General features: G+C 45.5%; 2 protein-coding genes. Both read right to left on the minus strand.

The features are described from left to right. Positions 1-16: 16 nt before the first annotated feature. On the minus strand, positions 17-5584 hold the full coding sequence (locus IHV80_RS08590) for a non-ribosomal peptide synthetase (protein ID WP_192888724.1): 5568 nt from the start codon (positions 5582-5584) through the stop codon (positions 17-19). Further along, the gene (locus tag IHV80_RS08595; protein ID WP_192888725.1) at positions 5581-16632 is read right to left on the minus strand and encodes a non-ribosomal peptide synthetase; all 11052 of its coding nucleotides are present in this window, start codon (positions 16630-16632) and stop codon (positions 5581-5583) included. Before IHV80_RS08595 ends, IHV80_RS08590 begins: the two co-directional genes overlap by 4 nt. Positions 16633-16680 lie beyond the last annotated feature (48 nt).

Genomic DNA, 16680 nt, shown 5'->3' on the forward strand with positions numbered 1-16680 from the left:
ATAGATATTTATAAAATTATTCACAATACAAATGTCTGTATAAGTCTTTGATTACTGTATTGTTCTGCACGATTCCTAAATGATCAGTGTCTACAACAGCGGAAAATTGGAGGTCGTTATAGTTATTCAACCCTTTTGATAACAGCTCTGAGCGCCCATTTGGTTGCCCTGCCCACCAGCAATGCAACTGGGTTTTTATCTTGGGTAATTGATACCCACGACACAAAGCACGCATGTGCTGTTCAACAGCCCAGCTATAGAGCATTTGTTTCGCGTTATCTGCCATGTATCTATCGAACTGATTTTCCGATAACCATGTATTAAACACTTCTGGCCATCTTGATGGCACCACGGAATCGAGCAACTGCACACACCGTTTTCCTTGCTCTTCGGTAATGGAGCCTAATAGTAATGAAATGTGCTCTATGAGCTTGGTTTTTGAGGTTGGAGAGTCCCACTGATCTTCCGCGATTTCGGTGCCTGGCACATAACAATCGAGTAAACCAACGAACGCAACATCATCGTCATTTTTCTCTAGACGATTTACGATTTCTTGAGCAAGTGCCCCGCCTAACGACCAGCCTACTAACCGATAAGGTCCACATGGCTGTATCTGCTTGATTGTTTGATAATAGGTTTCCGCCATATCAGCGAACGACGTATCAAAAACATCATCTGAAATGAAGCTCTTCGACTTGATTCCAAACACACTTCTTTCACCTTCAAGAGCCTGTGCAAGCCTTTGGTAGCCGGTCACGCGCCCTGTCACAGGGTGGATGCAGAAAACAGGTTCATTCTCGTCAGCGGTACTATTGAGTTTTTCAATCAGTCGCAGATTGGGTGAGCATTCATTGGTCTGCGCGGTTTGAGCTTCCTCATTCATTGCCGCGATAAGAGCCGTTAAACTCGCAACATACTGAGTTGCGATCTGCTCAATGTCAGCCAATGAATAATGCGTCGTTGCGAACTCCCATGACAAACTCAGCTGGCCAGACACAACTTGTGCGTTTACTACAAGCGGTGTCAGCATCTGATTTAACCCGGATTGAGGCGAGCTCCCATCTTCAATAGGCGCACACCAGTGTACGAAGCCATCGCTTGTATATTGGCCAAGATAGTTAAAGGTCGCGCTTGCACGATATGTATCATTGGCATTTTGGTTTAGATACCTCAAGCCATAACCGATACCACCGTCTTTTTTAACGTTTTCTAGATACTCCCGAGTTTGCCTAAGCACACTGAGAATATCAGGCTGAAAATGCCCAACCATCGGATACAAACTCGTTGTCCACCCCACCATTCGTGAAAGGTCGACGTTCGAAAATACAGAAGATTCTCGGCCATGCCCCTCTAGATAAAGAGGTACATCAGTTTGCTCTTCACTCGCTAGTGCTGACACTAGTGCAGTAATCAACACACTCTGTGTATCTCCATGACTGGTGTTTGAAACACGTAACAACGTTTGACTGAGTTCGCTTGAAAGTTTGGTTTTATAGGCCTGTTTATCTTGATAAAAAGCCGGAGCGATATCTGGTCGGTTTTCGAGTAAATTAGACGAGTTCTCCGCCAATTCATGCCAAGTGTATTGCATCAACTTACCTTGCTCGCTTGACGACCACTGCTCAATCGACTGAACGGTTTCATCCATTGCACTCGAATTTGGCACCAGTTCGATAACTTGCCCCGCAACTTGCTGTTGATACGCTTTCCAGAGGTCATCTAATAGAATTCGCCAGGACACACCATCCACAGCTAAGTGATGAATCGCTATCATCAACCGATTCGGCGATTCCGAAAGTTCTGCATAACCGGCTTGAATTAGCCTGCCAGAAGCAATATCCATACTTTGCTGTATCTCTTGCGCAAACGCTGAAAATGCTTCTTCAGAATCCACCGAGGTGCGCCATAGGTACTCACGTTCCTGATAAGGCTGATACTGTTGTTTCCAATGACCTTGCTGTTGATTGAACGCCAGTCTCAAGCTTGGGTGCTGTTTTACCAAGGCTTGAATCGCTAACTCCAAATAGTCAGTATTCATGTCTTGTTTAAGCTCGACACAAATATGCTGGTTCCAATAATCGGGCTCAGGAAACGCTTGAGCAAAGAAGTGAGCTTGTATTGGCATTAGCCCAAACGCTTCTTCGGTTAACACGCGTTCTTTCGCGGCTTTATGAATATCCAACGCTTCGGCTAGGTCGGTTAGCGTTTTTGCTTCAAATACTTGTTGTGGTGTTAGGTTGTACCCTGCAACGCGTACTTTGCTCACCATTTGTAAGCAAAGAATCGAATCACCACCCAATGCAAAGAAATTATCCGAGCAGCTCACTTGAGCTGTGCCTAAGAGCTGTTGCCATATATCCACAAGTAACATTTCTTGCTCGGTTTTTGGTAACACAAGTGTCGCAACAGATTGGGTTTTTCCATCCATAGTTGGAAGTGACGCTCTGTCGACTTTTCCGGCAGGGGTTAATGGTAGCTTATCCAACACCATCAATTGGCTTGGTACCATATAATCAGGTAATTCTCTTGAAAGCGCTTCGAGAATATCATCAAGTTCAAAACGCTCAGGCTCACGACTCTGTAAGTAACCAAACAACTGTTTTTGCTGGCCGACCTCTTTGACGACGACCACACAGTGTTCAACTTTAGAGATAGATTGCAGACGACTTTCAATTTCACCCAACTCGACGCGGAACCCTCGGATCTTAACCTGTTGGTCTACACGGCCGATATATTCCATCACACCTTCGTTATTCCAACGAACCAGATCCCCAGTGCGATACATTCGTTCGCCTATTGATCCGTCACTGCCATTACCTGTATTAGTAAACGGATCGGGTATGAAGCGCTCCGAAGTTAAGTCAGGCTGCTCCAAGTAACCGCGAGCAAGGCCGACTTCTCCACCAATGTACAGCTCCCCGACTTTCCCAAACGCCACTTTGTTGAGCTGCGCATCTAAAACGTATAAACGACGCTCACCAACAGGTTGTCCAATCGGCGCATAGGCGCTGTTTAATTTGTCTTGCGGGTACGCGCGCCAAATCATAGGGGTGACCACAGTTTCTGTTGGGCCATAGCCATTGATAATGCGAGGAGGTTTCACGATCTGTTGCAAGCGCTGATAGGTTTCCGCGGTGAAGGCTTCGCCACCAAGTGTCCAAGAACGAACGTTGAGTGACGGCTTTTTGTATTCAATCCAGTCAAGTAATGGCCCAACATAACTCGGAGGAAAACAGGCGATGGTGATATTGTCATCACGTAGCACTTCGCAGGTTTTCTCGACACTCCACAACTCTTGGTCTCGAATGACAAGCTTACTGCCAAACGCCAACGGTACAGTCCAACGCTCAACGGCACCATCAAAGCTAATTGAAGCGAAGTGAAGCTCAACATCCTCTGGCGTCATGCCGTACTGCTGACCAATGGTTTGAACGTGCATCGACAAACCTATGTGATTGATCGCTACGCCTTTGGGCTTACCAGTAGAGCCTGACGTATAAATAATGTAAGCCAGTTGTTCAGGAAGTATCGTCGGCGCTAATTCTGCTTGTTCATATTCTCGCGTGTCTAAAGATTGGGTTAAGTCTTTCAGGCAATAAACGAAAGAGCTTACTTGAGGTAATAATGTGTCAAACTCAGATTGAATATTCTGCCAACGTGACTCTAAGCCTTGCTGGGTAACCACAAACCCAGCCTTAGAATCCTGAATCATGTATGCCAAACGCTCAGTTGGATAGTCAGGATCAAGTGGCAGAAATGCCCCACCCGCTTTCATTACCGCAACCATAGCGACAATCATGTCCACTCCTCTTTCAAAGAGCACACCAATAGCTTGATCGCGCTGCACGCCTTGAGCAAGGATTCGGGACGCTAATAGAGATGACGCCGAGTCCAGCTGTTGATAACTCAACTCAAGGTCTTGATGCTTCAATGCGATGGCATCAGGTTGTACATGTGCTTGTTGAGCAATTAATTCAACGATCGACTGGAACGTCCAGTCACCTTCTGGTTGCGAAAGCTTCTCTAACACTGAAGCATCGTGTGGTGTTAAATGACTAATTTGAGCTAGATTTTTGCCCGCCTTAATGTCTAACTCGCTGATCAAACTTTCAAGTGCAGCATTCAGCTCAACCATCGTATCTGAATCAATTCGATCCTTCGAATAGGTCAACACCACAGCTGTTTTTCGCTCAGTCTCACGCACATCCAATGCAATATCGAATAACGCAAATTGACCACTTTGTTCCTCTGCCGACAGAGTAAGTTGGCTGTCTAACTGAATATCATCAGCTAATGAGTTTTGATGATTGAATAGCACTTGAAACAAGGGCGTTTGCCCAGCTTTTCGCTCAATAACCTTTTGCTCACTGGTCTTTTGTTCATTCATCAGAGCATTGACCAGTTGATCAAACGGCAACAATTGATGCTCTTGCGCCTCAAGTACTTTGTGATGAGCCTCTTCAATAACATCAGATAACCGACTGCTTGGCGTTACGGATTGCTGAATCACCATGGTATTCACAAAGAATCCAATCAGATTAGAGACTTCATGACGTGTGCGATTCGCCATTGGTACACCAACAGAAATATCTGAGCGATGCGTTACCTTCGCTAATGCGGCCTGCCAAACACCCAACCAGAGGCTTGAAGTTGTCACCGACAATTGGCGTGCAATCTGTTTGAGTTTTTGAGACTGCGACTCGCTTAATTCATAGCTAATGGAATCGGCTATACGTCTTTGATTTGGGGTAACTTCACTATTCCAAGGGAACAGTAGGCTTGAATCCGTTTTCTCAAGTTCACGCTTCCAAAACTCAATGTGTTGTAGGCCTTTCCCCGCCTCCAACAAAGCACTTTGCCAATGAGAGTAATCACGATATTGAACAGGTAATTCAGGTAGCTTGCCTTGTTGATAAAGGGCTATAAGCTCATTCAAGAATACACCTATAGACCAACCATCAGATACAATATGGTGCATGACAAGCTGTAGCTTCCATGAACCCTCACCAAGCTGTAAGCACTGCATTCGAATGGGCAACTCTGCCTCAAGTTCAAAGGCTTTGGCGATAAATTCTTGCTGTGCCTCTTGTACTTGCTCTTGGCTCCAGCTTTGAGCATCGATACTGACCGGATACATCGCTGCAGCTTTATCAACAAACTGAATAACCTGCCCTGTAGCATTAGTAATAAAGCGCGTTCGTAACACATCATGGCGCTCCAACACTTGGTTAACGAATGCCGTTAAGCGCTCAATATCCAACTCTCCATTTACATGGAACGTACCGGACATATGATAGGCGCTGTTACCCTTGTCCAAGCAATAGATATCCCACAAGCGCTGTTGTGCCGGAGACAACTCCACTTGCTGTTCACTACCGACCGATACAATCGGTAGCTTTTCAAAATCTAAGCCTTTGTTACTAAGCAACTCGATAAACTTAATTTGTTCCGGTTTGCCCAGTTGTAAAAAACGTTTTGCTAACGCGTGTTTGTCTATTTTCCCTTGGCTAGTGGCTTTAGGTTGAGTCGTCGTTTTGGAGTGATTCTTTGTTTGTATATGGCTCTTATCTTTTAGGTGGCTCATAGCAGCTCCAGTTCGTCCATCAATGCTGCCATCGCATCGAATTCGTCTTGTTCATGTTCATTTTGTGTTTGATATTGAGCTTGCAAGCTGTCCGTTAATGCTTGCAGACTATTGGCCTCGAAAAAGTCTTTAAGCGCGACTTCCAAACCAAGTTCTTGATGTGCCTTTGCTACCACGCGAGTCGCCAACAGTGAATGACCTCCTAACGCAAAGAAGTTGTCATCCAAGCCCACTTGAGGCATCTCTAAGACCTCTGCCCAATTAGTGGCGAACCAACGTTCCAATTCCGTTTCTGGCGCGCGGTACTCTATTGACTGCCATTCAGGTGCAGGCAGTGCCTTTCTGTCTCGCTTTCCATTAGGAGAAAGTGGCATCTCGCTCAACCCAATCAGTATTGATGGAACCATGTAATCGGGTAAATGTTCCGATAAATGCTGTTTCACCAACGTTTGTTTGTCTTCACTCCAACTCGCATCAACAACGTAACCAACCAATTGGTCACCAGTCTGATGTTTAAATGCAATAACCGCCGACTCTTCAACCCATTCAAGTTGATTGATTACATTCTCAATTTCTTCTAGCTCAATTCTTAAACCGCGAATTTTCACTTGGTTATCTAGGCGGCCTAAGTATTCCAATCGACCATCGGCCAGTTGAACCACCTGATCACCTGTTCGATACATTCGACTGCCAGGCTCTCCAAATGGATTCGGTACGAATCGGTCTGCGGTCAGATCGGGGCGAGCTAGATACTCACGCGCTAGTCCAATACCTGCTAAGTACAGTTCACCTGGCACACCAATTGGTACTGGGTTCCAGTTGTTATCAAGTACATGAAGCTGAGTATTACTTATTGCGTAACCTATGGGGATACGTTTGGCTACTGGCAGCTCACAAGGCCAATACGTTACATCGATGGCGGCTTCCGTTGGTCCATAAAGGTTATGCAGCTCGACAGGTGCGTGGCTGAGAACTTGTTCAACAAGGTCGGCAGGCAATGCTTCTCCACTGCAGATAATACGTTTGAGGGAAACACAATCTGAGATATTGGTTTCCACCGCGAATGCATTCAGCATCGACGGCACAAAGTGAAGTGTCGTCACCTGCTCTTGTTGAATCACTTCGGATAGCACATTTGGCTGACGATGAGATTCTGGCGGGGCAATTGCAAGACGTGCTCCTGTCATTAGTGGCCAGAAGAACTCCCACACAGAGACATCAAAACTGAAAGGTGTTTTCTGTAACACACAGTCCGATTCATTCAGTGCGTATTCTTGCTGCATCCAATTCAAGCGGTTCTGTAATGCGGCTTGAGTATTGACTACACCTTTAGGCAGGCCCGTAGATCCAGACGTAAAGATTACATACAGAGCCTGTTCGGGCTGCCAACGCACCATTGGAGGTAATGAAGATTGTTTCGATACATCTAGCTGAGTTAAGTCAACATACTCGCAGGCGTCGCTCTCAGGCCACAAGTGTACAGAGTTAGAATCGGTAAGCAGCAAATCAATGTTAGCCGACTGTAGGATGTATTGAAGCCGTTCAGTGGGATAACTCGGATCCAATGGCACGTAAGCACCACCCGCACGCGTGATAGCATGCAGACCAATGACTAAATCAAACGAACGCTCAAGCCCTAAGCCAACACGGGTTTCTGACTTCACTCCTTTATCACGTAACCAGTTCGCTAGTTGATTAACACGCACATCAAACTCTTGATACGTGAGAGTTTGACCTTGCATCGATAGCGCTATCGCATTAGGCGTTTTCTTTACCTGAAGTTGCATTTGTTGTGACGGCGTCACGAAGTCACCCCAATCAAGGGACGTGTCATTGAATACTTGGTTTTGTTGCTCTGCCGTCTCGTCTATCAAATGGAGTTGGCTGATTAACGTATCGTTATTGGACGCAACTTTATCTAGAAGTAACAACCAATGATTAAGCAACGACTGCGCAAAGTCTTGTGTGAATACTGGTGACACATAACTGACAAAACCAAGCCATTTGCTCTCGGACATCTGTTGAATGTCCATGCCTATCTCAAGTTGAGCATTGACCACACCTGGATCAAACGGTTCAACATCAAGGCCCTGCCAATCAAAGAGCTCTGCTTCATCAAAGCGTTGGAAATTAAAACTGGTTTGGAATACAGGGTGGTATTGCAAGTTACCTGTAATCCCGAGTGATTCGACCAACATTTCAAATGGGAAGTCTTGCCTGTCCAAAGCTTGCTCAGTGAAAGATTTCACCTGATGCAATAACTCAGCGAAGGATTGCTCACCATTAAATTGAGCCGGAATCACCAAGCTATTGATGAAACACCCTTGCATCGCCTGTGTTTTAGGTTGTGTTCGCCCAGCAACAGGTACACCAACACGCACTTGCTCTTGGCCTGAATACTTGTGCATCAATAGATGCCACATCGTCAACATTACATTGAAAGAGGTGGTGTTATGTCTCGCTGCCAATTGAGTGATATTTGAAACTTGCTCACTACTAAGTTCGAAGTGAAGTCGGTTTCCCTGGGTTTCAGTCTGCTCTCTTGGCACTTCACTGTGCAGTACTAGAGGGTCTATATCGAATTTCAAAGCATCCAACCACCATGCTTTTTGGTCACTCGCTTCTTCAGATTCAAGCCACTGCTTCTGCCAATGCGCATAGTCTACATATTGAACGTCATTGGTAGTTTCAGGTTCGAAAGTTGATGCTGCACCCTCTTCCGTATAACCAGAGATTATCGATTGATAACAGATCGCTAGCTCTTTCAGCAATAACTGCATGGAGATACCGTCTGAGATAATATGGTGTACGACAATTATCAGCTCTGCTTGTTTTCCTTTGGCTACATGGACAACGTTAGCAGCATGTTCAACGTTAGCTACATGCTCAGTGCTAACTTCATGATTAACGGTAACTAACTGCTCTGATGCCCCAGCAATCCAATCAAATCGAATCAACGGGCCTTCTGAGAAATCAAACGGCTTAGAGATGAGTTCTTTATACACAGAGAGCCTTTGTTCATCGGACTCCGAGTTCTGGTGAATACCAACGCAGATTTCACGCTCAGCATAAATAGACTGCATGAGTTCACCTTCAACTTGAGTAAAGTTGGTTCTCAAGATCTCATGACGGGCAACTAATACATTAATGGCACTCTCAAGCACAGCAATATTCACATCGCCCGTAAATTTAAGTCCTAAAGGCATGTGATAAGCGGCACTGGTCGGCAACAGCTGTTGAACGAACCATAGTCGCTTCTGTACCGCGGATGCTGGCATGTTCGGTAACCTTGAAACCCGCTCCAAAAAGGCAACTTCTGTATCATTTTTAACATCGGTAAACGTACATTGAGCAGCCAGTTCTTTAAGCACAGGCGTATCGAACACTGCCTGTAATGACAGCCTAATGTTGTCTTGTTGATTCAGCCTTCCGACAAGTTGGGTTGCCAGTAACGACTGACCACCTAAGGCAAAGAAATCATCCTCACGACTTATCTCTTTTTTATCAAACAGCGCTTGCCATTGATTCGCTAAAGCTAATTCCATCGCACCATTCGGCGCTATATATTCTGAGCTTGAAGCCTCTTGCCAATTGGGTAGCGGTAAGCGTTTTTTATCAACTTTACTTGCCGGGGTTAACGGAATCTTGTCCATTTTGACGACTTGGCTAGGCACCATGTAATCTGGCAGATCCTGACTAAGATCTTTTAAAGCGTCTCCAGTGGACAATACGTTATCGCTTTGAATATAGGCCACCAGCTGTTTACCTGATGGGCTGTCACAAGCTATTACCGCGCATTGCTCTGAACCTGTGATCTTTTGTAGTCGGGATTCGATTTCACCAAGTTCGACCCTGAATCCACGAATCTTAACTTGTTCATCGCTACGCCCGAGGTATTCCATCACACCGTCTGAACGCCATTTAACTACGTCACCGGTTCGGTACATTCGCTCACCATTGTTTGCGAATGGGTCTGGAATAAAACGCTCTGATGTTAAATCAGGACGTTCAAAGTAACCCCTAGCGAGCCCGACTTCTTCGCCAATATAAAGCTCTCCTGCTACTCCTGCTGGTACACGATTAAGCGCTGTATCCAACACATATAAAGTTCGGTTTCCAACCGCTTTTCCGATAGGCGCATAAGCACTTTCTAGTTCGGTATCCGGATACGCCTCCCAAATCATCGGTGTCACAATCGTTTCAGTCGGACCATAACCATTGATGATTCGTTTCGGCTTTAAGACTTGCTGCAGTTTGAAGTAGGTATCACGAGTGAAGGCTTCACCGCCTAACGTCCATGAACGTACAGAAAATGCTGGAGTGCTTCCCTCTATCCACTCTAATAACGGCAGCACATAACTTGGAGGAAAACACGCAATGGTTACCTGCTCTCGCTCCAATACATCACAGGTTTGTTGAGCGCTCCATAACGACTGGTCTCGAATGATCAAACGAGAGCCGAACGCTAATGGCACAGCCCAACGTTCAATCGCTCCATCAAAACTGATTGACGCAAAGTGCAGCTCAACATCGTTCGTCGTCATGCCATATCGCTGACCTATAGTTTGAACATGCATGCTCAAGCCTTGCTGTGATACACAGACCCCTTTCGGCTTACCGGTAGAACCGGACGTATAAATCATATATGCCAGTTGGTCTGGCAAGATGGCAGGCTTATCAACAAGTCTTGTTGCTAAATCAAGTGAGTCGTAACCAATGGTTTTAGCTTGGTTCGCGATATCAATGGCTAATTGCTCACTCAGATCATCATGAACTAATACTCGCGCCCCACTGTCTTGAACCATGAAGTTTAAGCGTTCTTGGGGATACGCCGGATCTAACGGCAAGAACGCGGCGCCAGCTTTCATCACACCCATCATTGCAACCAACATATTACAGCCACGTTCAAACAACACACCAACGATGTCATCACGTTCAATGCCTTCAGCGATCAACCTTGAAGCGACTGCATCGCTCTGCTCAACCACTTGTTGGTACGTTAACGCTTTTCTCTTTTGACCACTCTCAGCAGCAACGTTAGATACTAATGCTTCACTGTTGGGGCGTAACAAAGCCTGCTTTGCAACTAAATCTGTAAACGGTTCAAACATCCACGGTTCTGGTTGACGCTCAAATAAGCCAAGTTCATTCAACTGGTTCTCGGCTAAGTCAGGTAATCGGCCTAAATCTTCGGCTAGATGTTCAACTAGCTGAGTCAAATAATGTCGATTAGTCGAGCGTAGTGTTTCAATTTGTTGAGGTGTGAATTTACTTTCGTCGTAGGCAAAAACAATACGAAGCGATTCACTCGGCAAAATCGCCAAAGTTAATGGGTAGTGGGTAAATTCATAGCTGTCAGGCTCGCCAATACTGAACTCATCACTGCCGTTACGATTCAAAAGCGATTCATCTAACGGATAATTTTCAAAGACGACCAAGGTGTCAAATAGGTTTTCTCCTGACCACCCCGTCTGCGCTTGGATATCGGACAAAGACGAGTAGCTAAATTCACGCTGGTCACTCGATGAGGCTTGAATATCCAGCAGCCATTCAGAAACAGGCTTAGAAAGATCGACTCGATGTGCAATTGGCAATGTATTGATAAACAAACCAACCATAGAATCGCTATGAGCAAGCTCTGTCGGACGACCCGCCACTGTGTTACCAAATACAGGTGTTTGCTGCCCAGTGAAGCGATGCAACGTAAGTAGCCATGCGGCTTGGGTTAACGTGTTGAGCGTAACCCCTACTTGGTTCAGTTTAGGCAGCCATTCACTTATGATCTCTTGTGAATAATCATCATTGTATCTATGGAAACTAGACACCTTGGAATCAGGCATCTCCGAACTTGATTGTCCAAAGGATTCAGCCAAACGTGTTGGCGACTCCATGTCTTGAAGGTAACGCTGCCAATAGTCATTAGACTGCTGATTGTCTTGATTTTGTATCCAAGCAAGATAATCAGAAAACTCACCTTTGACTGGTGCAATAGAACGACCTTGGTACAAGGCGAACAAATCGCTGAGTAGAACACCCGTACTCCAACCATCCATTAAAATATGGTGAATAGTAAAAATACACTGCACTTGGTGGTCGTGTGTTTGAATGAAATCAACGCGCCACAAAGGTTTTACTTTTGAACGATCTACTACCTGTTCTAGTTCAAAACCACGCTCGACAGCTTGTTTCTTGTATTCACCAAGCTCAAATTGGCTGCGCTTACGAACATCCAACACCTGATAATCCAATCTAAGTTCAGGCCACTCAGCTAGATAAGCATTCCCATCAAATGAGAACAGCGTTGAACGAAGCATTTGGTGCCTTTGCATCACTCCTTGCCATGCTTCTATCATCTTTGGCAGATCAACATTGTTGAAAGGTAAAGTGATTTGATTGACGTAAGTGCTGTCGCTATCAGATAGCTTCGCATGGAAATACAAGCCTTGTTGTAAAGTTGATAGCGGCAGAATCGTGTTGGGTAATGAACCAGCAGAACTCACACCATTGCATAACTGATTTAGCTGGCGTTGAGACAAATGAACCAACGGTGCATCGGCTTTCGTTAATACCGAATCCGCTTCAATAAACAGATCATGTAAACGTGCAATACTGCTGTTAAATGCCGCGTGTAACACCTCAACTTCGGATTCATTAAAACAGTAGCTATCTAACTCAACATCCCACAATAGTTGTTCATTGTTCACTGATGCGTTAATCACAATCGCAGCATCAGCTGAGTTGGAGTCATCTCTCCATAAGCCTACATTTGTCACCTCTATAGCATCATTCAACTGTTGAGCCGTGTTGCCAAGATAGTTGAACAACACGTCCATATCGCCGACATGAGGCCACAGGTTTTGTATGACGCCTGCGTGGAATGTCACACCACCAAGGTTGTCGGCATCAAAACTGTCTTTTAAGGATTTAACCCACTCTTCAAACGAATCAAACGCTGGAATGGCTTGCGGGTACAACGAGGTGTACCAGCCCACGGTTCGGCTCAGATCAAGCCCAGTATCATCGGTAAAACGTCCATGAGATTCACGGTGAATGGTTAACGCTTTGCCTTGATTTAGCGTACTTACCGTTAAAGCACTCACTAGGAACACTATTTGTTCTTGTGTGAGACGAGCAAAGCCAAAACCCGCTTTAGTAAGAGCTTCAATTTTTGATAACGGTGTATGCCAGTGCGTAGAAATAGGTTTGCCGCGACTTTGCGGGTAAAGCAGATCTTTCTGTTGTTCGCCCCAGTACGCTTGCTGGTCGTCTGATATCGACATTACATTTAAAGCGTTGACCCAGTTTCCTTGATGATGTGTCTTGTGAGCAAGTGAGTGTTGAGATAATGAGCGCGTGCCAGAAGTCTCCTTGCTGCTAGGCATCAGATCAGTGCCGTAAAGCTTAGCGAGGTCTTCAATAATCAATGGCCATGACAGTGCATCGACGACGAGATGGTGAACAGCAATGAGCACTTCACTACGCTGATCAAACTCTTCTCGTGCATCTGGTTTGTTCAAGCTACGTATTCCAACCGCGCCAATCACACCATTGATTAAGTCGATATTCGCTTGAACTTGTTCAACATCTATAACCTCATCAAACACGTGAATCGCAAACTCAGCATCGTCTCGATAATTTGCAGTCATTTCAAATGAAGAATCGGCAGATAATGAGTGATTGAATTTCAATCTCAACGCGTCGTGATGTTCAACCAGACGATTTATGGCATACGTCAATCGCTCAACATCGACCGGGTAGTCCCATTTAAACTGGATATATTGGTTACAACGACTCAACTCAAAGTGTTTGATGTATCTTTGCTGCATCGGCAACAGCGCCACTTCACCTCGAAGTTTGCCTTGCTCAGCTATGACAAGTTGTGCTTCTTCTAAGTTCTCCGCCATATCTTGTAATTTTGGGAAATCGAAGACTTGTTTAGGTGATAACATGAAACCCTGTTGGCGCAACTTTCCGACCAACTGAAGCGCCATAATCGAATCGCCACCTAACGCGAAGAACTGGCTATTCGCCCCTACACTCTTAACCTTTAGTAATTCGCGCCATATCTCTGCAAGCATCACTTGTTGGTTGTTCACAAGCAAACCTTGATCGCTCTCAACCTCTGTCCAATCAGGCGCAAGCAGTTGTTTTCGATCGACCTTACCTGCCGGTGTTAGCGGTAACTTGTCTTGGACGATAATACAAGCGGGTACCATGTAATCAGGTAGAGTTCGTCCTAACTGCTCAAGCCATTGCGCTTCATCATTACCACCAGCGTCTTGCAATAGCGTATTGTTTGGCTGGTGCTTGTTTTGCTCAGCTTTGCTTAGCTGAACATAGCCGACAAGCTTTTTACCTGTTGGCGATTCATGATCAACAACGGCACAAAATTCAGCTCCGGAAAGCGCTTGAAGTTGGGATTCAATTTCCCCTAGCTCGACACGGAATCCACGAATTTTAACCTGTTGGTCAACACGGCCTAAATACTCCATGATGCCATCTTCACGCCACTGAACCAGGTCGCCCGTTCGATACATTCTCTCGCCATTGTTTGAGTATGGATCTGGCAGGAAGCGTTCAGCCGTTAGGTTAGGTTGTTTCAGATAACCTTCAGCCAAGCCCGCCTCAGAACCGATATACAGCTCACCACTGCAACCGAACGGCACTTGGCTTAGCTCAGCATCGAGTACATACAACTTCCTATCACCCACTGGCGTTCCGATCGGAGCATACGCACTATCCATCGTATCGTTAGCATAGGCTTCCCAAATCATCGGAGTGATGACCGTTTCAGTCGGGCCGTAACCATTAATGATTCGTGGTGGCGCTAATACCTCTTGAATACGCTCAAAGGTCTCGCGGGTGAAAGCTTCGCCACCTAAAGTGATTGAACGCAATGCCAGTTCTGGTTTCGTCGCTTCAACCCAATCGAGTAGCGGACCAACATAGCTAGGAGGGAAACACGCAATAGTGACTTTTTCTTGCTGTAATACATCGCAGGTTTGTTCCGCAGTCCATAGCTCTTGGTCCCGAATCACGAGTCGCGAACCAAACGCTAATGGCACAGTCCAACGCTCAACGGCACCATCAAAGCTGATGGAGGCGAAATGTAGTTCTACGTCCTCTTCGCTCATGCCGTAACGCTGGCCGATGGTCTGAACATGCATGCTTAAACCTTCATGCGATATAGTGACGCCTTTTGGTTTTCCCGTTGAACCAGAGGTATAGATGATATAGGCCAGTTCCTCAGCCAACGAACGCTTAAAAGAATTATCTGACGATAAGCCTGCAAGCTCAGCATTTTCAATACAGAATTGAGTGACGCCGTCACTACCATCCAATACATCTTTGCATCTATCATTAGATTTAGGGTGTGTAAGGAGCAACTCTGCGCCACTGTCTTCCAACATGTAGCTTAAGCGTTCTGTTGGGTAGTCAGGATCTAAAGGTAGGAATGGCGCGCCAGATTTCAGAACAGCGATCATAGAGACGATCATATCAACGCCACGCTCCATCATTACACCGATTGGCGATTTTGATGTTGCACCTTGAGATAAAATCGAATTCGCCAATTGATTCGAACGAGTCTCCAGCTCTAGGTAACTCATCGACTCGTTTTGGTGTTTCAACGCAATACTGTTCGGGCACTTAACTGCTTGCTCAGTCACCAAGTCAGTGAATGGACGATATTGCCATGAATAGTCACCTGAACCATGTTGGTCAATCAACCTCATGTCCTTGCTCGAAATAGCATTAACGGACGCCACAGCAGCGTTTGGCGAGTGAATGATACTCGCCAAATTAACCTTAAAGCTTTCGATGAATTTGGTTATAAACGGACGTGTGAACTTTTCTTTTGCATAGACAAAGCGCAGCGGCGCGTTGCCTTTATTGATGACATCCAACACTAACTCAAACGGTGTCTCTAATACTGGAAACTCTTCAAATTCCGCAGAGACTCCATTTGTATTAATCGATAATTTATCACCGTGATTTCTGAAGTTTAAAGCGGTTGTAGGTAGCGGTAAATCACCCACTAATGTCTCTAACGGCGTGCTTTCAAATGCCAAAGACGCTTTCATCGACGCATGGGTCTTGTCAACGAGCTGAGACAGAGTCATCTCTGCATCAATACGATAACCCATCACGGCACTGTTAACATAGAAGCCGACCGTTCTGCGATTCTTAGCATTACGGTTTAACGCAGGAACACAAATCGAAGGATGAACATTGGAAGAGTACTGGCGCAGTGTAAGCATCATGGCAGACGCTAACACCTCAAACTTGGTCACGCCTAACTCACTCCCTAACTGCTTGATCGAATCATGGATATCACTCGATAAGTGAACGAGCTCATGTCTCGCACCGTAGGCATCTTGAGATTGGTCATTGAGGTTCGATAATGACAACGATTCTTCACCAATAAACTGATTCTGTATCCACGAAGATTTTTGCTGCTCATAAAACTCTGACTTTTCTGCACTGGCCTGCTCTGCCGCATAATTGAGGTAACTTTGAACCTCTTTCATCTGGTAGGTTTTACCTGCTACAGAGTTCAGTAACATCTTAATCGTGATCTGAAATGACCAAGCATCAGTGACGATATGGTGAGTAGCAAGCAACACCGCAAAGCGATGTTCAGTGACTTGATAAATGCAGCATCGTGCGAGGTTGCCTTCCACTAGATTGAACGGCTGTTGCCAACGTTGGCGAGCATCTTGATTGATAAACTCAACCGTATTTGAGTCACCTTGCATGTCGATATAATCATATTCAACAGGTCTAAAAGGCATCACTCGTTGAGCCGCTTTTCCCTCAACTTCAGAAAACTGACTGCGTAACGAAGGAAATACCGACACCATTTCATTTAGTGAGTGTTGAAGTTTTTCAACGGTAACATCTTCGCCTTCAAACCAAAGTAAGCCACCTAGGTTATACGCCAGGCTCATCGGTTGTAATTGCTGAAATAACCACAAGCGCTGTTGAGAGTATGAGAGCGGATTCCAAGGGGTTACGGAATCCAAAATTTGTTCATCATCCACTGACATTTTATTACCTAAACATGAAATTTGGTTGCAGAGACCCGCTCTTCGCCC

This window comes from Vibrio bathopelagicus, assembly GCF_014879975.1.
In the GTDB taxonomy this organism is placed as follows: domain Bacteria; phylum Pseudomonadota; class Gammaproteobacteria; order Enterobacterales; family Vibrionaceae; genus Vibrio; species Vibrio bathopelagicus.

Bases quoted from the DNA above. Each gene is read 5' to 3' on its own strand.
- IHV80_RS08590 (WP_192888724.1), bottom strand. From the start codon at position 5,584: ATGAGCCACCTAAAAGATAAGAGCCATATACAAACAAAGAATCACTCC.
- IHV80_RS08595 (WP_192888725.1), bottom strand. From the start codon at position 16,632: ATGTCAGTGGATGATGAACAAATTTTGGATTCCGTAACCCCTTGGAAT.